Annotated in this window: 17 protein-coding genes and 1 pseudogene; 15 read left to right on the top strand and 3 right to left on the bottom strand. The window is 61.1% G+C overall.

Going from position 1 to position 24,457, the window contains the following annotated elements:
- Positions 1 to 236: 236 nt before the first annotated feature.
- The 12 genes and pseudogenes from ACI5GA_RS23620 to ACI5GA_RS23675 all read left to right on the top strand — a co-directional run.
- A pseudogene (locus tag ACI5GA_RS23620) lies at positions 237 to 2,546 on the top strand (type VI secretion system Vgr family protein); the annotation flags it as partial.
- Positions 2,547 to 4,264: 1,718 nt separating this feature from the next.
- A complete protein-coding gene (locus tag ACI5GA_RS23625) occupies positions 4,265 to 4,903 on the top strand; it encodes a DUF2931 family protein (protein ID WP_421424475.1) in 639 nt (212 codons plus the stop codon).
- A 52-nt stretch (positions 4,904 to 4,955) separates the two neighbouring features.
- Positions 4,956 to 5,750, top strand: coding sequence for a hypothetical protein (locus ACI5GA_RS23630; protein ID WP_421424476.1), 795 nt, complete (start codon positions 4,956 to 4,958; stop codon positions 5,748 to 5,750).
- Positions 5,747 to 6,385: a DUF2931 family protein gene (locus ACI5GA_RS23635; RefSeq protein ID WP_421424477.1), complete on the top strand. Its 639-nt coding sequence runs from the start codon at positions 5,747 to 5,749 to the stop codon at positions 6,383 to 6,385. Before ACI5GA_RS23630 ends, ACI5GA_RS23635 begins: the two co-directional genes overlap by 4 nt.
- Positions 6,386 to 6,437: 52 nt before the next feature.
- Positions 6,438 to 7,235, top strand: coding sequence for a hypothetical protein (locus ACI5GA_RS23640; protein ID WP_421424479.1), 798 nt, complete (start codon positions 6,438 to 6,440; stop codon positions 7,233 to 7,235).
- On the top strand, positions 7,232 to 7,870 hold the full coding sequence (locus ACI5GA_RS23645; RefSeq protein WP_421424481.1) for a DUF2931 family protein: 639 nt from the start codon (positions 7,232 to 7,234) through the stop codon (positions 7,868 to 7,870). The genes ACI5GA_RS23640 and ACI5GA_RS23645 overlap by 4 nt, the downstream gene beginning before the upstream one ends.
- Positions 7,871 to 8,353: 483 nt before the next feature.
- The gene (locus tag ACI5GA_RS23650) at positions 8,354 to 9,613 is read left to right on the top strand and encodes an MdtA/MuxA family multidrug efflux RND transporter periplasmic adaptor subunit (RefSeq protein ID WP_421424483.1); all 1,260 of its coding nucleotides are present in this window, start codon (positions 8,354 to 8,356) and stop codon (positions 9,611 to 9,613) included.
- Entirely contained in the window at positions 9,610 to 12,801 is a 3,192-nt protein-coding gene (locus ACI5GA_RS23655) for an efflux RND transporter permease subunit (RefSeq protein ID WP_421424485.1), read from the top strand. Before ACI5GA_RS23650 ends, ACI5GA_RS23655 begins: the two co-directional genes overlap by 4 nt.
- Positions 12,798 to 15,905 (top strand): efflux RND transporter permease subunit, encoded by a 3,108-nt coding sequence (locus ACI5GA_RS23660; protein ID WP_421424487.1) that lies wholly within the window; start codon positions 12,798 to 12,800, stop codon positions 15,903 to 15,905. The genes ACI5GA_RS23655 and ACI5GA_RS23660 overlap by 4 nt, the downstream gene beginning before the upstream one ends.
- A gap of 16 nt (positions 15,906 to 15,921) precedes the next feature.
- On the top strand, positions 15,922 to 17,367 hold the full coding sequence (locus tag ACI5GA_RS23665) for an efflux transporter outer membrane subunit (RefSeq protein ID WP_421424488.1): 1,446 nt from the start codon (positions 15,922 to 15,924) through the stop codon (positions 17,365 to 17,367).
- 195 nt (positions 17,368 to 17,562) lie between these two features.
- Complete coding sequence (locus ACI5GA_RS23670) at positions 17,563 to 17,973, top strand: VOC family protein (protein WP_421424490.1); 411 nt, start codon at positions 17,563 to 17,565, stop codon at positions 17,971 to 17,973.
- A gap of 19 nt (positions 17,974 to 17,992) precedes the next feature.
- Entirely contained in the window at positions 17,993 to 18,211 is a 219-nt protein-coding gene (locus tag ACI5GA_RS23675) for a tautomerase family protein (protein ID WP_404639832.1), read from the top strand.
- Positions 18,212 to 18,299: 88 nt separating this feature from the next.
- On the opposite strand, the gene ACI5GA_RS23680 is transcribed toward ACI5GA_RS23675, so the two are convergent.
- The 3 genes from ACI5GA_RS23680 to ACI5GA_RS23690 form a co-directional block, all read right to left on the bottom strand.
- Positions 18,300 to 18,938, bottom strand: coding sequence for a GAD-like domain-containing protein (locus ACI5GA_RS23680; protein ID WP_421424493.1), 639 nt, complete (start codon positions 18,936 to 18,938; stop codon positions 18,300 to 18,302).
- Between the two features lie 9 nt (positions 18,939 to 18,947).
- The gene (locus tag ACI5GA_RS23685; RefSeq protein ID WP_421424495.1) at positions 18,948 to 19,418 is read right to left on the bottom strand and encodes a DUF6861 domain-containing protein; all 471 of its coding nucleotides are present in this window, start codon (positions 19,416 to 19,418) and stop codon (positions 18,948 to 18,950) included.
- Positions 19,419 to 19,581: 163 nt separating this feature from the next.
- Entirely contained in the window at positions 19,582 to 20,469 is an 888-nt protein-coding gene (locus ACI5GA_RS23690) for a LysR family transcriptional regulator (protein ID WP_421424497.1), read from the bottom strand.
- 128 nt (positions 20,470 to 20,597) lie between these two features.
- Between ACI5GA_RS23690 and ACI5GA_RS23695 the strand changes: the two genes are divergently transcribed.
- The 3 genes from ACI5GA_RS23695 (at position 20,598) to ACI5GA_RS23705 (ending at position 24,455) form a co-directional block, all read left to right on the top strand.
- Positions 20,598 to 21,311, top strand: a complete 714-nt coding sequence (locus tag ACI5GA_RS23695; protein WP_404639840.1) for an SDR family NAD(P)-dependent oxidoreductase — start codon at positions 20,598 to 20,600, stop codon at positions 21,309 to 21,311.
- A 439-nt stretch (positions 21,312 to 21,750) separates the two neighbouring features.
- Positions 21,751 to 22,203 (top strand): (2Fe-2S)-binding protein, encoded by a 453-nt coding sequence (locus ACI5GA_RS23700; RefSeq protein WP_404639842.1) that lies wholly within the window; start codon positions 21,751 to 21,753, stop codon positions 22,201 to 22,203.
- On the top strand, positions 22,203 to 24,455 hold the full coding sequence (locus tag ACI5GA_RS23705) for a molybdopterin cofactor-binding domain-containing protein (RefSeq protein ID WP_421424498.1): 2,253 nt from the start codon (positions 22,203 to 22,205) through the stop codon (positions 24,453 to 24,455). The genes ACI5GA_RS23700 and ACI5GA_RS23705 overlap by 1 nt, the downstream gene beginning before the upstream one ends.
- Positions 24,456 to 24,457: the final 2 nt, after the last annotated feature.

Here is a 24,457-nt window from a genome sequence, read left to right on the forward strand (position 1 = left end):
GATGCGGTGAGCGGTAGCATCCCGTGTTTCGCAGGCGGGATGCCTAGCCGAATTTGCTGCGTTGACGCTGTTTCCGCCCTCCCGTCTAGGGCCATGTAGGAAACATCCCGACATTAGGTAATACCCCTCCTGTTCTTGGCTTGCCCTCTGGCATTGCCCAGCAAAATCACTGACTGTTCGCAACGATACTCTGCGCATGGACGCGCCGGGCCTTTCCATTGCCACGGATGTCAACCATGCATAACGCGCCGCCGCTGTTCTTCGACCACTCCCGCCACACCCTCTGGGTCTGCAGCCTCGAAGCCACCCTCGACGTCCTGACTTTCACCGGCACCGAGCGCCTGAGCGAGCCGTTCACCTACCAGATCGAATTCACCTCGTCAGATCAGGACATCGCCGCCGAGCGCGTGCTCAACCGTCAGGCCCGTTTCAGCCTGCACGCCGTGCCCGACCCGCTGGACAAGCCGTTCCCCGGCTTTCCGGAGCCCGAGATCAAACCACTGCGCACCGTGAACGGCGTCATCACCGGCTTTCGGCGTCTGTCCGGCTCCCACGACGAAGCGCGCTACGCCGTGACCCTGCAACCGCGTCTGGCCCGGCTGGCGCGTGGCAGACAAACCCGTATTTATCAGCACAAATCCGTGCCCGAAATCGTCGATCACGTCCTGCGCAGCCGCCACGACATGCTCGGTCAGGATTTCTGGTTCAACACCGTGCGCGAGTACCCGCAACGCTTGCAGGTCATGCAGTACGACGAAAGCGACCTGGCCTTCATCGCCCGCCTGCTGGCCGAGGTCGGCATCTGGTACCGCTTCGTCAGCGATGACCGACTGGGCATCGACGTGGTGGAATTCCACGACGACCAGCGCCACTACCGCTGGCCCCGCACCCCATTGCCATGCCGCCCTCCGTCGGGCCTGAGCGGTGGCACTCAGGATGCCGTGTGGAACCTGCAAGCCCGCCACGAAGTGGTCGAGAAGAACATCCATTTCCGTGCCTACGACCCACGCAACGCCCGTGTCGGACTCGACGACAACGTCGACCAGACCCGCGGCGCGCGCACCACCTACGGCGAGGCCTATCACTACGCCGAGCCCTACACCGAACTCGGCGACAAACTGGATCAGGACGAAGACCTGCAAAGCGAAAGCGGCTTCTTCTACGCCCGCCTGCGCCACGAACGCTACCTCAACGCCCAGACCGGCCTGAGCGGCACCAGCAACTGCGCCACCCTTCATCTGGCGCAAGTGCTGGACATCACCGGCGGCGCACCGCAGGCCTTCAAACCGGGCGCGGTCATCACCGGCCTGACCTTGCACGCCGCCCGCGATTCAAGCCTGCAAACCACCTTCGACGCCATGCCCTACGCCGAGCGCGTCTGCTTCCGACCGCCGTTGCAGCCCAAACCGCGCATCGCCGGAACACTGCCTGCCCGCGTCACCAGCAACCGCGCCAACGACCCCTACAGCCACATCGACAGGGAAGGCCGCTACAAGGTCAACTTCCTGTTCGACCGCGACGACTGGAAACAGGGCGAAGAAAGCCTCTGGCTGCGCCTGGCCCGACCTTACGCGGGCGACACCCACGGCCTGCACCTGCCGCTGATCTGCGGCACCGAAGTGGCCATCGCCTTCGAACAAGGCGACCCCGACCGCCCCTACATCGCCCATGCCCTGCACGACGACCAACACCCCGACCACGTGACCCTGGCGCGGCTTGACTACAGACGCAACGTGCTGCGCACCCCGGCCAACAACAAACTGCGCATGGAGGATGAGCGCGGGCAGGAGCATGTGAAGCTCAGCACCGAGCACAGCGGGAAAAGCCAGTTGAACCTGGGGCATCTGGTGGATGCGCAGAAGAAAAAGCGCGGGGAAGGGTTTGAGCTGAGGACCGATGGCTGGGGGGCGATTCGGGGTGGGAAGGGGTTGTTTATTACCGCCGACCGCCAGCCGAAAGCGCAGGGTGATGTGCTCAGCATGAACGCCGCGCTGGCGCAGTTGGAAGATGCACTGCAACTGGTGCAGGCATTGGCGCAAAGTGCTGCGGTGTCGGGGGCCTTGCCCGCCGATGCGGCTGAGCAAAAGCGCCTGAAAGCCGCGTTGTCCGGCCTCGACAAGGTCGGGCTGCTGGCATCGGCGCCGGAAGGCATGGCGCTGACCTCCGGGACGAACCTGCAAGTGTCGGCCGCGCAAAATCTTGCGGTCACCGCGGCCGAGAGCGCCGACGTGAGTGTCTTCAAACGCTTCAGCGTCGCGGCGGGCGAGGCTATCAGCCTGTACGCCCATCGGCTGGGGTTGAAGCTGCTGGCGGCCAGAGGCCCGGTGCGGGTCGAGGCGCAGAGTGACGCCATGACCCTTCGCTCCAAGGCCGAGCTAAGCCTGGAAAGTGTTGACGGTGAAATTGTCCTCAATGCGAAGAACGGCATCACCCTGGTCAGTGGCAGCGCCTACCTCAAGATCGCCAACGGCAGCGTCGAAATCGGCTGCCCCAACCGCATCAACCTGAAGAATGATCGGATCACCTGGGGCGGCGCGTCCTCACTGGACAAGGCCCTGCAACCGTGGAAACAGGAAGACCCTGAGTTCCTGTACCCGATGAAGGGTGGCTTTCGCATGGTCGACAAGGACAGCGGAAAACCCGCGCCCTACATTCCTTACCGCATGACCCTGGCCGACGGCAGCACCGTGCAGGGCGTCACCGACAGCGAAGGCCTGACCGAGCGCGCCTACGGCTACGGCGCCGATCGGATCACTCTGGAAGAAACCGGTGTGAAGCTGGACCCTGAAGCACGCGAAGAGGAGGAAGAGGAAGAAGAACTGGAAGAGGGCATCACCCTGCGTCTGGGCCTGTTCTTCGATGGCACCGGCAACAACATGGCCAACGCGGCAGCCACCGAACAGTGTCGGCGGGAGGACCTGGAGATCTACGACGCCCGGGATCTGGAAAGCATCCAGTCGGTCTGCAACAAATACGGCTTCGATGGGTTTACCGGGAGCGCGTTTGCGCAGGCGCCGGATAACAGCTACGGGAATGCGCCGAGTAATGTGGTGTATTTGCATCAGCTGTATCCGGATAACGCCGTAACACCACTTAAAAAGAGTGCGGATATCGGCTTTGTCTCTGTCTATGTAGAGGGCATTGGTACGCGGAGTGGTGGCAAAGATGCCACGGTGATTGGTCAAGGCTTAGGACGAGGTGAAACTGGTGTTGTAGCTAGAGTGGCGCAAGCTCCGGGGTTGCTTGAACGACAGCTAGATATTTTCCAGAAGACAAATTCCGGAAAACCAGTCAGGGATATCCAAATTGATATTTTTGGATTTAGCCGTGGTGCCGCCGCCGCCCGCCATTGCGCCAACGAATTCCTCAAGCCGGGCTGCGGGATTTTCAAAGAATTACTTCAGCCTGGGCGCTTTGGGTTGGTGAACAGTTTTGATCCAGCGGTGGGTGTGAAGCTCAACCTGATCGGTTTGTTCGACACTGTGGCGGCCATCTCTTCGCCTGAGCGTGGCGACTGGAGTCCGGCCAACAACGACAACAACGGTGTCAACCTGTACTTGCCTCCCCGCTGTGCCCGCGAAGTGATTCAGTTGGGGGCCCGGGATGAGTGCAGGCTCAATTTCGCACTGAATGGCGTACTGAGTCATCACCTGCAAATCAGCCTTCCCGGCGTGCATTCGGACATTGGCGGAGGCTACCTGCCTAATGCTCGGGAGCGCCTATGGCTGGTCGAGCCCAAACGAATCGAGGTCGCAGCGGGCCGCTCGTTGGAGTCACATCCGCAATGGCAGGCCATGGTCGCGCAAGCGGAGGCGTTGCGCGCCAGCGGCCTGAATGGCGACGGACACATCGAAGCCAAAGCCTGGGCGGCTGCTCAGGCTCATTACCGCAGGGATGGCAACGACACGCAGGCTTACTGGCTCACCGTAACGCTGGAGCGAAGCGTTCGTGGGGAACTGGCGCTGGTGGCGTTGCGCGTGATGCGCGAATTGGGCGTTCGCCATGGTGTGCCGTTCAAGACGCTGGATGATCGTCCGCAATGGAAGTTGCCCACCGATCTGGCGCCTGTTGCTGACCACATCGTCGAGCAGGTGCTGGCAGGCTCTTCTGTCGTGCTTGATCCCGATCAAGAGCGATTGCTGCGTTCGCGTTACATCCACCAGTCGGCGCACTGGACACCGACCAAGGGCGTGATGCTTGCCAAACCTGCACCGGATAACCGCCGCAACGTGTACCCCGATCAGCCGCAAAAGGGGTATCCGCAATGAAACGACTGATGTTTCTAGTTGGGCTGCTGATCAGCCTCTGCGCCTGTGCCAGTGGTCCACAACCGATACCGCCTCCCAAGCTGCCTTATTACGCGTGGTATGTGGGATTGGCTGCGCCTAAGCACATGGAGGTCTGGGTCGAGACAGTGGATGTGATCGACCAGCGAGGGCTGCCGTTTTTCCATGTTTTCGGAGGTGTTGCAAGTTATACCGGGCAGGTGGAGGGATGGCACGAGGGTGGAGGGAAGACAATGCCGGTGAACAATGTCGATCTACCTGAACGTCTTTTTCTGCGCTGGCAATCTCTGGTTGAACCGCAAGCCTACAAGATTCGTATCCCGATACCCCAATGGGTGCGTGACGAGATGGTCAAGCCCGAGCGCGTGTTTTGCACTGGTTCTAAAAAATGGAAAGACGACTATCGGGACATCATCAGCTTAGGTATGGCACCGGGTGGAATTGTAAAAGTATGGGTCGGAGGAGCCTGTTTAAAAGATAAGGAAGTAGGCCGCTACCAAGCCGAAATCGAACCCCGCGGCCCATACCTCGGTAAGAGCGAAGGCAAGTACGTGCCTCTGGAACCTGAAAACAAGGCCTACGTTGAGCAATTCGGAGTTCCCTATGGCAGTTGGTAAGCATTGCTCAGCGATCCCGTTGTGCCGGTCAGCCGCAGAGGAGATGTCCGCAATGAACACGGTGGCCGCCATCTCTTCGCCTGAGCGGGGAGACTGGAGTCCGGCCAACAACGACAACAACGGTGTCAACCTGTACTTGCCTCCCCGCTGTGCCCGCGAAGTGATTCAGTTGGGGGCCCGGGACGAGTGCAGGCTCAATTTCGCACTGAATGGCGTACTGAGTCATCACCTGCAAATCAGCCTCCCCGGCGTGCATTCGGACATTGGCGGAGGCTACCTGCCTAATGCTCGGGAGCGTCTGTGGCTGGTCGAGCCCAAACGGATCGAGGTCGCAGCGGGCCGCTCATTGGAGTCGCATCCGCAATGGCTGGCCATGGTCGTGCAAGCGGATGCGCTGCGCGCCAGCGGGCTGAATGGTGACGGAAACATCGAAGCCAAAGCCTGGGCGGCTGCCCAGGTCCATCACCCAAGGGATGGCAACGACACGCAGGCCTACTGGCTGACCGTGACGCTGGAGCGAAGCGTTCGTGGGGAACTGGCGCTGGTGGCGTTGCGCGTGATGCGCGAATTGGGCGTGCGCCATGGTGTGCCGTTCAAGACGCTGGATGATCGTCCGCAATGGAAACTGCCCACCGATCTGGCGCCTGTTGCTGACCACATCGTCGAGCAGGTGCTGGCAGGCTCTTCTGTCGTGCTTGATCCCGATCAAGAGCGGCTGCTGCGTTCGCGTTACATCCACCAGTCGGCTCACTGGACACCGACCAAGGGTGTGATGCTTGCCAAACCTGCACCGGATAACCGCCGCAATGTGTACCCCGATCAGCCGCAAAAGGGGTACCCGCAATGAAACGACTGATGCTTCTGGTTGGATTGCTGATCAGCCTCTGCGCCTGTGCCAGAGGTCCACAACCGATACCGCCTCCCAAGCTGCCTTATTACGCGTGGTATGTGGGATTGGCTGCGCCCAAGCACATGGAGGTCTGGGTCGAGACAGTGGATGCGATCGACCAGCGAGGATTGCCGTTTTTCCATGTGACCGGAGGGGTTGCGAGCTATACGGGTAGCGTTGAGGGCTGGCACAACGGAGTATCAGGTGGGATGCCCATCAACAACGTCGATCTCCCAGAACGTCTGTTTCTGCGCTGGCAGTCGCTGGTGGAGCCGCAAGCTTACAAGCTTCGTATTGATATTCCTCAATGGGTGCGAGACGAGATGGTCAAGCCCGAGCGCGTGTTCTGTAAGGGTGCCAAGGAATGGATCGATGACTATCGGGATTCCATCACCTTGGGCATGGCACCAGGGGGGATTGTAAAAGTGTGGGTGGGCGGCGCTTGCCTTGGCTATACGGAAATCGGCCGCTACCAAGCCGAAATCGAATCCCGCGGCCCATACCTCGGTAAGAGCGAAGGCAAGTACGTGCCTCTGGAACCCGAAAACAAGGCCTACGTCGAGCAATTCGGAATTCCTTATGGCAGTTGGTAAGCGTAGCTCAGCGACCCCGCTGCGCCGGTCAGCCGCAGAGACGATATCCGCAATGAACACGGTGGCCGCCATCTCTTCGCCTGAACGCAGCGACTGGAGTCCGGCCAACAGCGACAACGACGGCGTCAACCTGTACTTGCCTCCTCGCTGTGCCCGCGAAGTGATTCAGTTGGGGGCCCGGGACGAGTGCAGGCTCAATTTCGCGCTGAACGGCTTGCTGAGTCATCACCTGCAAATCAGCCTCCCCGGCGTGCATTCGGACATTGGCGGGGGCTACCTGCCTAATGCTCGGGAGCGTCTGTGGCTGGTCGAACCCAAACGGATCGAGGTCGCAGTGGGCCGCGAGTTGGAGTCGCATCCGCAGTGGCTGGCCATGGTCGCGCAAGCGGAGGCGTTGCGCGCCAGCGGGCTGAATGGTGACGGAAACATTGAGGCCAAAGCCTGGGCGGCTGCTCAGGCTCATCACCGAAGGGATGGCAACGACACGCAGGCCTACTGGCTCACCGTAACGCTGGAGCGAAGCGTTCGTGGGGAACTCGCTCTGGTCGTGTTGCGCGTAATGCGCGAGCTGGGCGTGCGCCATGGTGTGCCTTTTGACGAGATCAGCGACAGCGATCAGCGCTTCAAGCTGCCCTCCGATCTGGCGCCTGTCGCTGACCACATCATCGAGCAGGTGCTGGCGGGTTCTTCGGTCGTTCTGGATCCCAATCAAGAACGACTGCTGCGCTCGCGCTACATCCACCAGTCGGCTCACTGGACACCGGCCAAGGGTGTGATGCTTGCCAAACCTGCACCGGATAACCGCCGCAACGTGTACCCCGATCAGCCGCAAAAGGGGTATCCGCAATGAAACGACTGATGCTTCTAGTTGGGCTGCTGATCAGCCTCTGCGCCTGTGCCAGTGGTCCACAACCGATACCGCCTCCCAAGCTGCCTTATTACGCGTGGTATGTGGGATTGGCTGCGCCCAAGCACATGGAGGTGTGGGTCGAGACAGTGGATGTGATCGACCAGCGAGGGCTGCCGTTTTTCCATGTGACCGGAGGGGTTGCGAGCTATACGGGTAGCGCTAAGGGCTGGCACAACGGAGTGTCGGGTGGAATGCCCATCAACAACGTCGATCTCCCTGAACGTCTTTTTCTGCGCTGGCAGTCGCTGGTTGAACCGCAAGCTTACAAGCTTCGTATTCATATCCCTCAATGGGTGCGAGACGAAATGGTGAAACCGGAGAGAGTGTATTGCCAAGGAGCGAAGGAGTGGATCGATGATTATCGAAAGGTGATTTCACTGGGCATGGCGCCGGGGGGCATCATTAAGGTGTGGCTGGGGGGACCCTGTCTGGCCTTCAAGGAAATCGGCCGCTACCAGGCCGAAATCGAAACCCGTGGCCCGTACCTGAACAACAAGGGCGAGTACTACCGTGCCCCCACGCCGGAAGCCAAGGCATGGATCGAGAAAAATGGAATTCCCTATGGCATTTGGTAAGCGTTGCTCAGCGATCCAGATGCACCGGTCAGCCGCAGCACGGTGGCCGCCATAGAAATCAACAGGTGATAGGTATTCATGGCTGCACCCAAGAGAAATTCCATCATCTGATCAGACGATGAACTGCAAAGATCCCGTTTTGAGCCGCCAACACTGTCATCTATTCAGTGTTTCGACTGTCTTTCGTACCCTTTTTGATACGTCTCGGCAACCATCCCGATACAAACACGATAAACCCTGCAAACCCCGCCCCATAAGGCTTTTCCGAGTGTAAATAGTCTGCAAAGTCGGTCTTTACAACTTGTTGTTGCCCTTCTTGCGCGGCTAAATGTTTTGGCGGCGCGCTGATGTTTCCGACCCTGGAATTTTTTCGCCTGCTGCACGGTCCATTAGCGGCATATGGTCATTTAGCCACTACGCTGATCTCTGATGCAGCTCGTGCTGGCCGTTGCACCCTGTCCCTAGTCCACACAGAAGTTTCCAATGACCCAGAATTCAGCAACCCGTTCTCGCAAGCGCATTGTCGTTGCGCTCCTGATCGTTGCAGCCATTGGCGCTGTTGTGGTGTACCTCAAGCACACGCCTGCGTCGGCCCCCGGTGCCGGTGCCGGTGCCGAGAATCCTGCGCTCGCGGCACCCGGCGGGCGGCATGGCGGGCCGGGCATGATGATGGATGCCGGGGCGCCGGTCAGCGTGGCGGTGGGCACAGCGGGCACGGCGGACGTGCCGGTGATTCAGCAGGCGCTGGGCACCGTGATTCCAAATTACTCGGTGACGGTCACCAGCCGGGTCGACGGTGAGTTGATGGCGGTGTATTTCACCGAAGGCCAGTACGTGAAGAAGGGCCAATTGCTGGCGCAGATCGACCCTCGCGCCTATCAGGCGACGCTGGATCAGTATCAGGGCGATCTGGCGCAGAATCAGGCGCTGCTCAAGAGCGCGCAACTGACCGCCGAGCGTTATAAACGACTGTTCGCCAAGGACTCCCTCGCCAAACAGGATCTGGACACGCAGATCGCCACCGTCGGCCAATATGCGGGTGCGGTGAAGGCCGATCAGGGCCAGATCGACGCCGCCAAACTCAATCTGCTCTACGCCAGGATCGTCTCGCCGATTGATGGCTATGTCGGCCTGCGTCTGGTGGATCCGGGCAACATCGTGTCGTCCAGCAGCACCACCGGCATCGTCACGGTGACCCAGACCAACCCCATCGCCGTGACCTTCAGCCTGCCCCAAGCGCAACTGGCTTCGTTGCTGCCCAAGGTGCGCAAGGGTGAAGCCCTGAACGTGCAGGCGCTGGACCAGTTGGGCACCACGCCGCTGGCCACAGGCACACTGAAATTCATCAGCAACGAGATCGACACGGCCACCGGCAGCATCAAGTTGAAAGCGCAGTTCGATAACCCGGACGAGAAGCTGTACCCCAACCAGTTCGTCAACGTGAAGCTGACCACCGACACCCTGCGCAACGCCGTTGTCGTGCCGTCGGCTGCGGTGCAACTGAGCAGCGACGGCGAGTTTTTGTACGTGGTGAAAGATGGCAAGGCCACGCGCCGCACGATCAAGACCGGCCCGGTGATGGGCGATCAGACCGTCATCAGCCAAGGCGTAGCCCAAGGCGAGCAGGTGGTCACGCGGGGCATCGATCACTTGCGTGAAGGCAGCAAGGTCGAGGTCGAGAAACCAGCGACTGAGACAACGGCCAAAACTGCCAAGCCTGCAAAGGGTGCTGTCGCCCCATGAATCCATCGCGACTGTTTATCCAGCGTCCGGTAGCCACCGTGTTGTTGATGCTGGCGGTGATGTTGGCCGGTATTTTCGCCTATCGCTTGCTGGCGACCTCGGCGCTGCCGGAAGTGGACTACCCGACCATTCAGGTCAGCACCTTGTATCCGGGCGCCAGTTCCAGTGTGCTGGCCTCGGCGGTCACCGCCCCGCTTGAACGTCAGTTGGGGCAGATGGCGGGCTTGTCGCAGATGTACTCGACCAGTTCGGCGGGAGCTTCGGTGATCACCCTGAAGTTCTCGCTGGACTTGTCGCTGGACGTGGCCGAGCAGGAAGTGCAGGCCGCCATCAATGCCGCCGACAGCTTGCTGCCCACCGACTTGCCCAACCCGCCGACCTACAAAAAGGTCAACCCGGCGGACACCGCCGTGCTCACGCTGGCGGCGACGTCTGACAGTCTGCCGCTCACTCGCGTACAAGACCTGATCAACACTCGCGTGGCGCTCAAGCTGTCGCAGATTTCCGGCGTGGGCATGGTCAGTCTGGCGGGCGGTCAGCAGCCTGCGGTGAAGATCGAGGTCAACCCCACCAGCCTCGCGGCCCACGGCCTGACGCTGGAAGACGTCTACAGCAAGGTCAACGCCGCCAACGTCAACGGCTCCAAAGGCGGCTTCGACGGCCCGTCCCATTCGATCACCATCGACGCCAACGACCAGTTGCGCGATGCCGTGGAATACGGCGAACTGGTGCTGGCCTACGAGAACGGCGCGGCCTTGCGCCTGAAGGACGTGGCGACCACCGCCGAAGCCCCGCAGGACCAGTACCTGGGCGCCAGCGCCAATGGCAAACCGGCGATTGTGATTGCCGTGCAACGCCAGCCCGGCGCCAACGTTATCGAAGTGGTCGACAGCATCAAGGCCAAGCTGGCGACCCTGCAATCGGCCTTGCCGGATTCGGTGAAACTCACCGTCATCAGCGACCGCACCCAGACCATTCGTGCGTCGATCAAGGACGTGCAGATCGAACTGCTGCTGTCCATCGGTCTGGTGGTCCTGGTGACGTTCGCCTTCCTCGGTAACTTCACCGCCACACTGATTCCGAGCCTCGCCGTGCCGCTGTCGCTGATCGGCACCTTTGGAGTGATGTACCTGGCCGGGTTCAGCATCAACAACCTGACGCTGATGGCGTTGACCATCGCCACCGGCTTCGTGATCGACGACGCCATCGTCGTGGTGGAGAACATCTCGCGGCATCTGGAGGAGGGCGAAGAGCCGATGGCCGCAGCCTTCAAAGGCTCGCAGGAAATCGGCTTCACCATCATCTCCCTGACGTTCTCGCTAATCGCTGTACTCATCCCGCTCCTGTTCATGGGCGATGTCGTGGGGCGGCTGTTTCGCGAGTTCGCCATCACCTTGGCCGTGGCGATTCTGGTGTCGATGATTGTCTCGCTGACCCTGACGCCGATGCTCTGCGGCCATTTGCTGCGCCATGTGCCGGAAGAGGGGAAAGGACGTTTTGCGACCTGGGGTGATCGTCAGTACCAGAAGGTGCTCGATGGCTATGATCGGGGGCTGGTCTGGGTGCTGGATCATCAAAAACTGACCCTGCTGATCGCCGTCGGCACCGTCGCCCTGACCGGTTTTCTCTATCTGGTCGTGCCCAAAGGCTTCTTCCCGACGCAAGACACCGGGCTGATTCAAGGCTTCACCCGCGCCTCGCAGGACGTGTCGTTCACAGAGATGGCGCGCCGTCAGCAGGCGATGGTGGACGTGGTGCGTCAAGACCCGGCGGTAGAGTCGGTGTCGTCAACCATCGGCGTCGATGGCAACAACGACTCGCTGAACAATGGCCGTTTGCAGATCGAACTCAAGGGCTTTGAAGAACGCAATGAAACCGCCAGCCAGGTCATCACCCGGTTGGAAAAATCTGCCAGCGCGGTGGCGGGCATTCGCCTGAATCTGGTGTCGTCCCAAGACCTGACCGTCGACGACCAACTGACCCCCAGCCAGTACCAATTCACCCTCGACGACTCGGAAAGCGCCAACCTGTCGGCGCTGATTCCCAAGTTGATGGAGAAGCTGCAAAACCGTCCGGAAATGCGCGATGTCATCGACAATCTGCAAGATCAGGGGCTGGTGGCTTACGTCGAACTGGATCGCGCAGCGGCCATGCGTTACGGCATCAGCGCCTCGGACGTAGACACCGCGTTGTACAACGCCTTCGGCCAGCGGTTGATTTCCACCATCTTTACCCAGTCCAACCAGTACCGCGTGGTGCTGCAAGTGCCGGGGCATTTCCAACAGTCGCTGGCGGCGTTCGACAATATCTATCTGGCGTCGGCGAGCAGTACCAACGGCAGCAACAGCAGCACCACGACCACATCCAGCACCTCCAGCTCGACCACCAGCAGCACCACAACGACTGCCACGCAGATGGTGCGCCTGACCGACATCGCCAAGGTCGGCCAGCGCACCGGTTCGCTGTCCCTCAGCCGTCTGGATCAGTTCCCGGCGGTCACGGTGTCGTTCAACCTGGCGGACGGTTATTCGCTGGAGCAGGCGCAGCAGGCGATCAGTCAGGTCATGGCCGACCTCAATGCGCCGAGCAGCATCACCCTGCGCTATCAGGGTGCAGCCGAAGCATTCCAGACCGCGACCGGCAACACGCTGTGGCTGATCCTCGCCGCGCTGGTGACGATGTACATCGTGCTGGGCATGCTGTACGAGAGCTTCATTCACCCGGTGACGATCCTTTCGACGCTGCCTTCGGCGGCCATCGGCGCGCTGTTGGCGCTGCTGCTGACCGGCACCGAATTCAGCCTGATTGCGTTGATTGGGGTGATTCTGTTGATCGGCATCGTCAAGAAGAACGCGATCATGATGATCGACTTCGCCCTGGAAGGCCGACAGCACCAGCGCCTGAATGCCCGCGAGGCGATTCATCGGGCGGCGCTGCTGCGTCTACGACCGATTCTGATGACCACGCTGGCAGCGTTGTTCGGTGCCTTGCCGCTGATGTTGGCGACGGGCGCGGGTGCTGAACTGCGCAGGCCGCTGGGTTTGGTGATCGTTGGCGGGCTGTTGCTGAGCCAGGTCCTCACGCTGTTCACCACGCCGGTGATTTACCTGTTGTTCGATCGCCTGTCTGAACGCGCCAAAGCCCGTTTCACTCGTAGCAGTGCGCGCACGAATCGAGGCGAGGCATGAACCTTTCGCGGTTGTTCATTCGGCGCCCGGTGGCGACCCTGCTGCTGAGCCTGAGCATCACCCTGGCGGGGATTCTCGGCTACAAGCTGCTGCCCGTGGCGCCGCTGCCCCAGGTGGATTTCCCGACGATCATGGTCAGTGCTTCGCTGCCCGGCGCCAGCCCGGAAACCATGGCCGCGACCGTCGCCACGCCACTGGAGCGCAGCCTGGGGCAAATCGCCGGGATCACCGAAATGACGTCCACCAGCAGCCAGGGCTCGACGACCCTGATCCTGCAATTCGAGCTGGATCGCGACATCAACGGCGCCGCTCGCGATGTGCAGGCAGCGATCAACGCCTCCCGCGCCTTGTTGCCCAGTTCGATGCCGTCGCTGCCCACCTATCGCAAGGCCAACCCGTCTGAAGCGCCGGTATTGATGCTGGCCCTGACCTCCTCGACCCGCAGCCCCGGCGAGCTGTATGACCTGGCCTACAGCAAGTTGCAGCAGAAGGTCGCGCAGGTGAATGGCGTTGGCGAAGTGTCGGTGCGCGGCGGTGCATTGCCTGCGGTGCGCATCGATGTGCAGCCCAACCTGCTCAACCACGCCGGGATTTCGCTGGAAACCGTTCGCGAGGCGATCAACAAAGCCACGCAGGCCAAGCCCAAAGGCATTCTGCAAGGGGCAGGGCATAGCTGGGTCATCGACGCCAACGATCAGATCGACAAGGCCAAGGATTATCAGGGCCTGGTCATCACCTACCAGAACGGCAGCGCCATTCGCCTGCGCGATGTGGCCAACGTCTATGACTCGGTGGAGGACACCTTCGTCGGCGGTTACTACAACGGACAGCCGTCGGTGACCCTGGGCGTGACCCGTCAGGCGGGCGCCAACATGTTGCAGACCATCGACAGCATCAAGGCGCTGCTCCCGGAATTGCAGCGCGAGATCCCGGCCGACGTGCAACTGATCAGCGTGATCGACCGCGGCCCGACCGTGCGTTCTTCGTTGCACGACACTGAAGAAACCCTGCTGATCGCCACGTTGCTGGTGATCGCCGTGGTCTTCGTCTTCCTGCGCAACGTGCGTGCCACGCTGATTCCGGCGGTGGTGTTGCCGGTATCGCTGATCGGCACGTGTTCGATCATGTACCTGATGGGCTACAGCCTCGACAACCTGTCGCTGATGGCGCTGATCATCTGCACCGGGTTCGTGGTGGACGACGCCATCGTGGTGCTGGAGAACATCGCCCGCTATCAGGAAAGGGGCATGCGCCCGTTGCGTGCGGCATTGATGGGCACTCGCGAGGTGGGCTTTACGGTGCTGTCGATGACCCTGTCGTTGGTGGCGGTGTTCATCCCGATTTTGTTGATGGGCAGCATTGTCGGGCGTCTGTTCCGCGAGTTCGCGGTGACCCTGAGTATCGCGCTGGGGCTGTCGATGATCGTATCGCTGAGCCTGACGCCGGTGCTGTGCGTGATGCTGTTGCGTCAGTCCGATCACAACGACCGCGACCCGCGTTTGTATCGCTGGATCGAGACCGGTCTGGCGAAGATGCAGGGCGCCTATCTGGCGGCGCTGGCGTGGGTGATGCGTCATCGGCTGTTGACCCTGTTCAGCCTGCTGCTGACCGTGGTGTTCAACGTTTACCTGTACGTCACGGTGCCGAAAGGCTTCTTCCCGGCGCAGGACACCGGGGTGTTGATGGGCGCCGTGCGGGCTGACCAGAACATCTCCTTTCAGGCGCTCAAGCCGCACCTGATGCAGATCGCTCACGACCTGGCCGCTGACCCTGACGTCGAAGCGGTAATGTCCTCCACCGGCAGCGGTAGGGCGGGCTCGCGCAATACCGGTGATTTCTTCATTCGGCTTAAGGACTACACCCAACGCACCAGCAGTGCGGCGGCCATCGCCAACCGGCTGACCCGACAGAACAACAAAGTGGCCGGGATTCAGGTGTTCTTGATGCCTGCTGAAGACATTCGCGTTGGAGGTCGTAGCGCCAACGCGACCTATCAGTTCAGCTTGCAGGCGGACGATCTGGATGTGCTGCGCACCTGGGAGCCGAAGGTCGAAGCGGCCCTGCGCGCATTGCCGGAACTGACCGGTATCGACTCGGACTCGCAAACCGGTGGCCAGGAAATGAAACTGCACATCGACCGCGCAGCCGCCAGCCGTCTGGGCGTCAGTGTGAGCGACATCGACAACCTGCTGAACAACGCCTACAGCCAGCGCCAGGTCGCGACGCTGTACAAGACCCTCAACCAGTATCACGTGGTCATGGGCCTGGACCCGGTCTACACCAGCGACGCGACCATGCTCGAACGCATGTACGTGATCAACAGCGACAACCAGCAAGTGCCGCTGACCGCCTTCGCCACCTTCGCCCCGGACAACGCGCCCCTGGCGGTCGCGCATCAGGGCCAGTCGGCGACCAGCACCATTGCGTTCAATTTGCAGGATGGCGTGTCGCTGGAGCAGGCCACGGCGGCGATCAACAAGGCGGTCGACAAGGTCGGCTTGCCCCGTGACGTGCAGTACGGCTTTGCCGGGACCGCGCAGGCCTATGCGGCGCTAGCGGCGAGCATGCCGTGGCTGATCGCGGCCGCGCTGTTGGCGGTGTACATCGTGCTGGGCGTGCTTTACGAGAGCTACGTGCACCCGTTGACCATCCTCTCGACCTTGCCGTCGGCGGGGGTGGGCGCACTGTTGCTGCTCAAGGCGGTGAACATGCAGCTCACGGTGATCGCCTTGATCGGCATCTTGCTGTTGATCGGCATCGTGAAAAAGAACGCGATCATGATGATCGACTTCGCGTTGATGGCCGAGCGCGACCGCAGGATGTCGCCCGAGCAGGCGATCATCGAGGCCTGCCGCATGCGCTTCAGGCCCATCATGATGACCACGCTGGCCGCGTTTTTCGGCGCCTTGCCGCTGGCGTTGGGCAGCGGTGGTGACGCCGACCTGCGCAAACCGCTGGGTGTCGCCATCGCGGGTGGGCTGCTGGTCAGCCAACTGTTGACGCTGTTCACCACGCCTGTGGTGTACCTCTATCTAGACCGCATGAGCCGTGCCTCCCGGCAGTTCTGGTACACGCGTATCCGTCGCACCCCTGTGCACGGCTGACTGAAAGGTTGAATGAATGAACGCTCCATTGCCGTCCCGCTTGTGCATCGCCGTGCTGCTCGCCAGCAGCCTGTTGACCGGCTGCATGGTCGGCCCCGACTATCACAAGCCCACCGCGCCGATCTCCACCACCTTCAAAGAGGCCGAAGGCTGGAAGGCCGCGCACCCGCAGGATGAATTGCCCAAAGGCCCGTGGTGGGAGCTGTATCAAGACCCGCAACTGAACGCACTGGTGGCGCAGGTTCAGCTCAACAACCAGAACGTCGCATTGTACGCCGCGCAGTACCAGCAGGCGCTGGCGTTGGTGCGTGAATCCCGGGCGGATCTGTTTCCAACGCTGACCGGCACGGGGTCGAGCACCCGCAGTGAGTCGGCGACCGGTTCGTCTTCGAGCAGTTCTGGAACGACGACAAGCAGCAGCGGCGGGGTGAGAAAAGAACACTCGGCCAGCCTCGACCTGAGCTGGGAAGCCGACATCTGGGGCAAGCTGCGCCGCACCAACGAACAGGACCGCGCCAGCGCCCAGGCCAGTGCCGCAGACCTGGCCAACGCCACGTTGAGCGCGCAGTCGTCGCTGGCGCAGGACTACTTCCAGATGCGCTTGCTCGACCAGCGCATCGCCCTGTACCGCGAAACCATCGCCGGGTACGAGCGCTACCTGCAAATCATCCAGAACAAGTACGACGAGCAAATCGTCTCGCGGGCTGACTTGGCCACCGGCAAGACCCAATTGCAGAGCGCTCAGGCCTCGATGCTCGACCTGCAATGGCAGCGCGCGCAGTTCGAGCACGCCATCGCTCTGTTAATTGGCAAGCCCCCAGCGGACTTCGCCGTGGCGGTCGACCCCGATTGGCGTTACCACGTGCCCGAGGTGCCGTTGGGTGTGCCGAGCCGCTTGCTGGAACGTCGCCCGGACATCGCCGCTGCCGAGCGTGAAATGGCGGCCGCCAACGCCGCTGTCGGGGTGGCGACGGCCGCCTATTATCCTGACCTGACGCTGAGTGCCAGTGGCGGTTATCAAAGCTCAACCATCAGCCACCTGTTCTCGCTGCCCAACCGTTTCTGGTCCATCGGCCCGAGCCTGACCGGCACGATTCTCGACTTCGGCGCCACCAAGGCCCAGGTCGAACAGAAGCAGCACGCTTACGACGCGAGCGTCGCCACCTACCGCCAGACCGTGCTCACGGCGTTGGGTGAGGTCGAGGACTATCTGGTGGAACTGCGCACTTTGCAGCCAGAGCTGGCAGCGCGGCGCAATTCGGCGCAATCAGCGGAGGAATCGGCGTCGGTCAGTCGTGATCAGTACGAAGCGGGCGTGATCGACTACCTGGACGTCGCGACCACTCAGGCCACCAGTTTGAGCGAGCGCCAGACCTTGCTGAGCCTGGTCGCGACTCAACTGGTGACCAGCGTGCAGTTGCAGGCCGCGTTGGGTGGGTCGTGGAGCAATCCGGCTCCATAGATGATCGTGCGCAACCCCTGTAGCCGCCCGGCCGGACTGCTACGGGGGATTGGTGTGCCCTCCGCAGTCCCGAGCATCCTTCCGAAATGTGAGAAGGTGCTTCCCGAAATCTGTGAATTATCAATTCGCGTGTGAACGCTCATGATCTGGTCCTTTGACCTTGCCCGCACAAGGGCGCATCAGGAGCTTCCCGCAATGTCTGAAGCATTGACCCGCGGTATCCACCATCTGGGCCTGGCCGTTCCCGATCTTGAGGCAACGACCGCCTTTTTTTGCAGCGCGCTGGGTTGGAAGGAAGTGGGGCGCAAACCCGAATACCCGGCTGCGTTCGTCTCGGACGGCAGCGTCACCCTGACGCTATGGCAGGTGGCCGAACCGACCCGTGCGGTCGCGTTTGACCGACGCAAGAACGTCGGCCTGCATCACCTGGCGCTGGCAGTGCCCACTCATGTCGCTTTGCAGGATCTGTTCGAACGTGTGCGTGACTATCCTGGTGTGGTCGTTGAGTTCGAACCCCAGCCGATGAGGCCTGGATCGGACGTGCTGCATTTCATCTGCGCCATCCCCGGCGGCGTGCGCGTCGAATTCGCGACCCGTGCCATCTGATCGAACAGGAGAAGTTTCGATGCCTTACGTCAACATCAAAGTCACCCGTGAGGGCACCGCCCCTGGCGCCAGTGCGACCACGCCCGAGCAGAAAAAAGCGCTGATCAAGGGGGTGAGTGAGTTGCTGTTGGAAGTGCTGGGCAAGCCGCTGGACTCAACGTTTGTGGTGATCGAAGAAGTGGATCTGGACAGTTGGGGTGTGGGCGGTGTGACAGTGCCGGAATATCGAAACCGATAGGCGCGCGCTGGAAGACACTCGGTGATTTCCGCCGTCATAGACCCAGGCGCGCAGGGCGGGATTCTGTTGGGGGCTTTTCCGGGGAGCACTATTCCGTCAGCTTCATGATCGTCTCGAAGTCCGGAAAGCCCCAGTCGGTCAGGGGGGAGAGTTGGGATAAGAAAGCGATGTGCTCGATGATTTTCACTTTCTGAAGGTGTTCGAATTTGCCAGGGCCGCCGAGGGCCATGGCGGGGACGAAGCCGTATATTTCGTCGGATTTGAGTGGGCCGAGTTTTTTCAGGGCTTTTTCAAACATGTCATCGAAGTCGTTGGATTCTCGGCTCATTAGGGCGAAAAAAGACTGTATTTCCTCGTCTAGATCGCTACCCGGTACATTTGTCCGGATGTGATATCGGGCAAGAAAGGCGGTGATCTTTAAGATGTGCCCTGTATGTTCTTGCCATAGATAGAGATCGCCGAATGCGCCTCTGGCGACGACATGATAGCTATCTGCGGAAGGGACCTTGGATTCTTCGAGCCATTCACAGACAACCTTCTGATATTCATCCGGGTCTGTCACCCAGAAAATACCGTCGCCGTAGCCGCTCCAGCCATGTTTGATCCAGTGCGAAATAAGTTGCTTGGGAAGCGTGTGCCTATACTTTTTTACCGATGAATGAGGCACTGAATTGTGCTCGAACAGTGCTCCCAAGTCGTTGAGAAATATCTGAAAGTATTCATCCATTGGAAACTCCTACTTACAACGAGTTAGCGTTGCATTGATTTTCATGGTTGTTCTTTTGGTCGCGTCAACTTGTCTTGCGGCGCTATCCAGTCCTTCAATCAGAGCGATCGCTGAACCTGCGACAGCGCCGGGCACAGCGCCAATGCCTCCCGCGAATGCGCCGATACCACCGCCAATCACGGCGCCGGTCAGCACACTGCCCACGATGATCAGCGCGGCCTGACTGACTACGTCGAGCAGTTCGCTCAGCACCTCGTCGATGTCCAGATCGGCAAAGCGCTGACGCATCATCTGTGCGGCCAGCGACAGCGCCTGATGAAACGCCATGCGCACCTGGTGGGCGCGATTGGCCGGGGAGTGCGCGGGTGGCCCGGACAAATGGGTGTGGCCGTCCGAGTGCTGATGGGTTCGGCGTGCGAGCGTGTCGGCGATCAGCCGTTGGAGTTCGAACCACGACGGGACGATGTTGCGAAAGAACACGTGGCCTCTCTGGCGCCAGCCTTGCCGGGACAAGGCGCCATTCAAGGCGTGGGGGAGAGGGCGTTACAGCGACGGCGAGGGATGTAAGGCGTGGTTGCGATCCCGGAAACGAGAGGGATTATTCCTACGGAAAAGACGTTTAGAAGGTGGTGTAAGGACGGCGCTAGTCCACAAACAATCCACGCTGTTCTACAAACACACCTTGCAGAAAGTCCGCCACCGTTCGGATGGGCAGGTCTTTCTTGTCCTGGGGACGCATCAGCAACCAGACTTCCCGCGTCGGTGGAACGCGGTCCATGGGGCATAGCCGCAAACCGGGCGTTTGACGACCAACGTAATGTGGCAACAGCGCCAGCCCCGAGCCGGATTTTGCCGCCATGGCCTGCGCCACGTGATGGCTGGCGCGAAAGGCAATACGCGCCTGCGGAAAGTGACGCACGAGCCACTGTGCATCCGTCAGGTCCGCGTTTTCTTCATTGAAACTGATGAAACTCGGTTCGCCTCCGTCTTCAACAGCCTGACAGACGGCTTCAGTGCCATAGAACCCAAACGCCAGATGCCCCAGCGCTTTGGCGATGAAATGGCCATCCAGAGGGCGGCCAATACGCACGGCGATGTCGGCCTGATGCCGCTCAAGGCTGACCGAGCGCAGGTCGGTCGCCAGATCGATATCCAGACCGGGGTACTGCGCAGGCAGCTTCGACAGTTGTTCGACCAGAAAGCCCTGCGCCAGCGCAGGCGGTGCGTTGACCCGGACCAGCCCTCGGGGCGATGCGTCAGCGCCGCCGCGCCCCAGCGTCTGAACGGCGGCTTCCATGTCGCCAGCCGCTGTCATCGTGCGTATCCCGGCAGGCGTGAGCACGTAGCCCTCCGGTCTGCGTTCGATCAGCTTTTCACCCATTGTGGATTCAAGGGACTGGATGCGTCTGGCGATGGTCGCATGGTTGACCGACAGCGCCCGCGCCGCCGCCGACAGGCTGCCATGGCGGCCTAGCGCGAGGAAAACCCTTACGTCCTGCCAGTCGATGTCTGTGCGTTTTTTATCAGCCATTGAGAGAAGATAGCGAATTTTTAACCGCTGTAAACCGCCGTAGCATCCCCTCCGAACCCACTCAAAGGTCGGCACTGGAAGGCCTCAACCGCCCCGAACAGGCCGATCCCTCATCGGAGCATTGCATCGTGAATCATGAGCAAAAAGTCGCTATCGTCACCGGCGCATCTCAAGGCCTCGGGGCTGCCATCGTTGCAGGCTATCGCAAGGCCGGTTATGGGGTGATCGCCAACTCCCGCAATATCAAACCCTCCACCGACGGTGGCATCATCGCGATCGCGGGCGACATCGCCAGCCGCGAGGTGGCGCAGCAGTTGATCGACGCCGCTCTGGAACGTTTCGGTCGGGTCGACACATTGATCAATAACGCGGGTATTTTCATCAGCAAGCCCTTCACCGAGTACACCGCCGAGGACTACGACAACGTGCTGCGCACCAACGTCGCTGGATTTTTTCACATCACTCAACTGGCGATTGAAGAAATGCTCAAGCGCCGAAACGGCCATGTCGTGCAAATCACCACGACCCTGGTGCGTCAGGCCCTGACCGCCGTGCCGTCGGGGCTGGCGTTGCTGTCCAAGGGCGGGCTGGAGGCGGTCACCCGTGGCCTGGCCATCGAGTACGCGACCCGCGGTATCCGGGTCAACGCCGTGGCGCCGGGCATCATCAAGACACCGATGCACTCTCAGGAAAACCATGAGTTCCTCAGCAGGCTGCATCCGATGGGACGCATGGGCGAAGAGCAGGACATCGTCGATGCGGTGATGTATCTGGAAAACGGCGCGTTCGTGACCGGCGAAACCCTGAACGTCGATGGTGGGCAGCACGCCGGCCGCTGGTAACGCTGCATTCAACGAAGCCCTGCGCACTTGCAGGGCTTTTTCATGTTTGGCCGATTGATGAACCCTGTTCAACAGGGCATTTCGTTTTTCCCGCTACTCGTCATGGTCAAAGTTGAATAAGTTGCCATCCAAATACGACTGTTTCTCACGTCGTAGCGCAATCCTCTCGAATGCTTGCCTAATCCTCCGAGCTTGCCGGTACACATGTGGGAAATTGCCGATTTGGGGGCTAGAGTTGATTCGTTATACCTTCACCATTCTTGACAACCACCGATGCTCTGGACGCCTGCACAAAAGTGGGCACCACGGCCTGATGGCGCGGTCACAACCAAGCCGCGCAGGCGTTGGCGGTCTGCCGAGACAGCCTTTCACGATGACCCGCCCCGATGCAGGTCACGCCCTATAACACGCAATACGACCGATGATCAGCGGGTGAACCATGGAACTACGAATCAACCAGAAGACCTATCAGGTCGATGCTGATGCGGATACGCCCTTGTTGTGGGTGATTCGCGACGACCTGGGCATGACCGGTACCAAATACGGCTGTGGCCTGGCGCAATGTGGCGCTTGCTCGGTGCTGGTCGACGGCAATGTGGTGCGCTCCTGCGTTACGCCGGTGGCCGGTGTGGTCGGGCGCGAAGTCACCACGATCGAGGCCATAGAAAACGACGACGTGGGCAAGCGTGTAGTCGCGACCTGGGTCGATCATCAAGTGGCTCAGTGCGGTTACTGCCAGTCCGGGCAGGTCATGGCGGCCACGGCCTTGCTCAAACACAACCCCAAACCGAGCGATGCACAGATCGAAGCGGCGATGGTCAACCTGTGCCGCTGCGGCACTTACAACGCGATTCACGCCGCTGTGCATGACCTCGCGAAAGGGGAAGCTTGATGAACGCCCGTCTTGATGCCATCGAACAAGCGCTGGGCCAGCGTCTGAGCGAGCCGGTCAATTTCTCCCGTCGCCGTTTTCTGACCGGCACGGCCCTTGGCGCGTTGGTGCTGGGCTTCGGGCTGCCGTTGGGGTCGTCCCGCGTGCAGGCGGCCGTCGCTGGCGCGACCACTGAGCGGGGCACACAAGTCCCGGCTTTTCTGGAAATTCGCCCGGACAACACCGTGCACTTGCGCTGCCCGTTCATCGAAGGCGGGCAGGGCACGTTCACTGCCATGGCGCAGATCGTCGGTGAGGAGCTGGACGTCGATCCGTCGCAGTTCTTCGTCGACGCGGCGCCGCCCGGCGAGGCCTATTACGTCATGGAAAACGGCATGCGCATCACCGGTGGCAGCATGTCGGTGCGCATGAGTTATCCGACCATGCGCCGTATGGGCGCGCTGGCCCGTGCGATGTTCTTGCAGGCCGGGGCAGAGAAACTCGGCGTACCGGTGAGCGAGCTGTCCACCGAGCCGGGCAAGGTGGTGCACGCGGCCTCCGGCCGTTCGATCAGCTACGGCGAATTGGCTGAGCGCGCCATGGACCTGCCGGTGCCGGACCCGGCCAGTGTGAAGTTGCGCGACCCAAGCCAGTTCCGCTGGATCGGCAAGCCGGTCAAGCGCCTCGATGCGTATGACAAGTCCACTGGCAAGGCGATGTACAGCATCGACATGAAGGTTGACGGCATGCTGCATGCAGCGGTTCAGCACGCGCCGCGTCTGGGCATGACCGTGGGTAACCTGCGCAACGAAGAGCAGGTCAAGGCCATGAAAGGCGTGCATTCGGTGCACCGTTTGCCGGGCGCCGTGGCGGTGGTCGCGCAGCGTTGGTGGCATGCCAAACGGGCGGTGGAAGCGATTCAGGTCGACTGGCAGGAAGCGCCTGCGAATTCGAGCATGCGGGTGATGCCGGCGAACTTCTCCACGGAGGCCTACGTCCAGCGTCTGGCCGCCGAAAAAGGCCCGGCCCGCGATGACGAGAAAGAAGGTGACGTTGCAAGCGTGTTCGCCAATGCCAAATCAAAGGTCGAGGCCACGTACAACAACCAGTACCTGAACCACGCGCAGCTTGAGCCGTCTTCGGCGTTGGCGCGATTCAACCCCGACGGTTCGTTGGAAGTCTGGCTGCCCAATCAGGCGCCGGATATGTTCCGCGCCGACATAGCCAAGCGCACGGGCCTTGATCCGGAGAAGATCACACTGCATTCGCCATTACTGGGCGGTTTTTTCGGGCGGCACTTTTTGTACGAATCAGCCAATCCATACCCGCAGGCCATCGCGCTGGCGAAGGCGGTCGGCAAGCCGGTCAAGCTGATCTGGAGTCGCGAAGAGGAGTTTTTGCGCGACGCGATGCGCCCTATTGCAGCGGTCAATTTCCGTGGTGCACTGGATAGCGACGGCTGGCCGGTGGCAATCGAAGCGGTCAGCGCCACTGAAGGGCCGACGGAAGGGCTGGCGGGCAAACAGGGCGAGAAGATCGACCCCACCGCACTTGAAGGGCTGGCGGGCAAGTCCTACGCCATCCCCAACAAGCGGATCGCGCAGATCTATGTGAAGGGCTCGGTAATGCTGGGTTACTGGCGTTCGGTCGGTAATTCGCTCAACGACTTTTTCTACGAATCGTTTCTCGATGAGCTGGCCGAAAAGGGCGGCAAGGACCCGTTCGAGTTGCGCCTGCACCTGCTGCGGGACAATCAGCGGCTGACGACCTTGCTCAACGCGGTGGGCGAATTGTCGGGCGGTTGGAAGCGCGGGCCGTTCACTGCCGAAGACGGCAGCAAGCGCGCACGCGGGGTCGCGATGGCGTCGCCATTTGGTACGCAGACGGCCGTGATCGCCGAGGTGTCGATCAAAGACGGTCAAGTGGTGGTTCACGATATCTGGCAGGCGATCGATCCGGGCAGCATCGTCAACCCGGCGATTGTCGAGGCGCAGGTCAACGGCGCCGTGGCGCTGGGGCTGTCGCAGACGCTGGTGGAAGAGGTGGTGTACGTCAACGGCGTGCCGAGAGGGCGTAACTACGATCTGTATCCGATCCTGCCGCCATCGCGGATGGCGCGGGTGCACGTGAAGGTGGTGGAGAGCGGGGAAAAGATGGGCGGCATCGGTGAACCGCCGTTGCCAGCTGTCGCCCCTGCAGTGGCCAACGCTGTGGCGACGTTGACGGGGCAGCGCGTGCGCAGCCTGCCGTTGAGCCGACATTCTTTCACCTGACC

The organism is Pseudomonas sp. Pseu.R1 (genome assembly GCF_045764065.1).
Lineage (GTDB): Bacteria > Pseudomonadota > Gammaproteobacteria > Pseudomonadales > Pseudomonadaceae > Aquipseudomonas.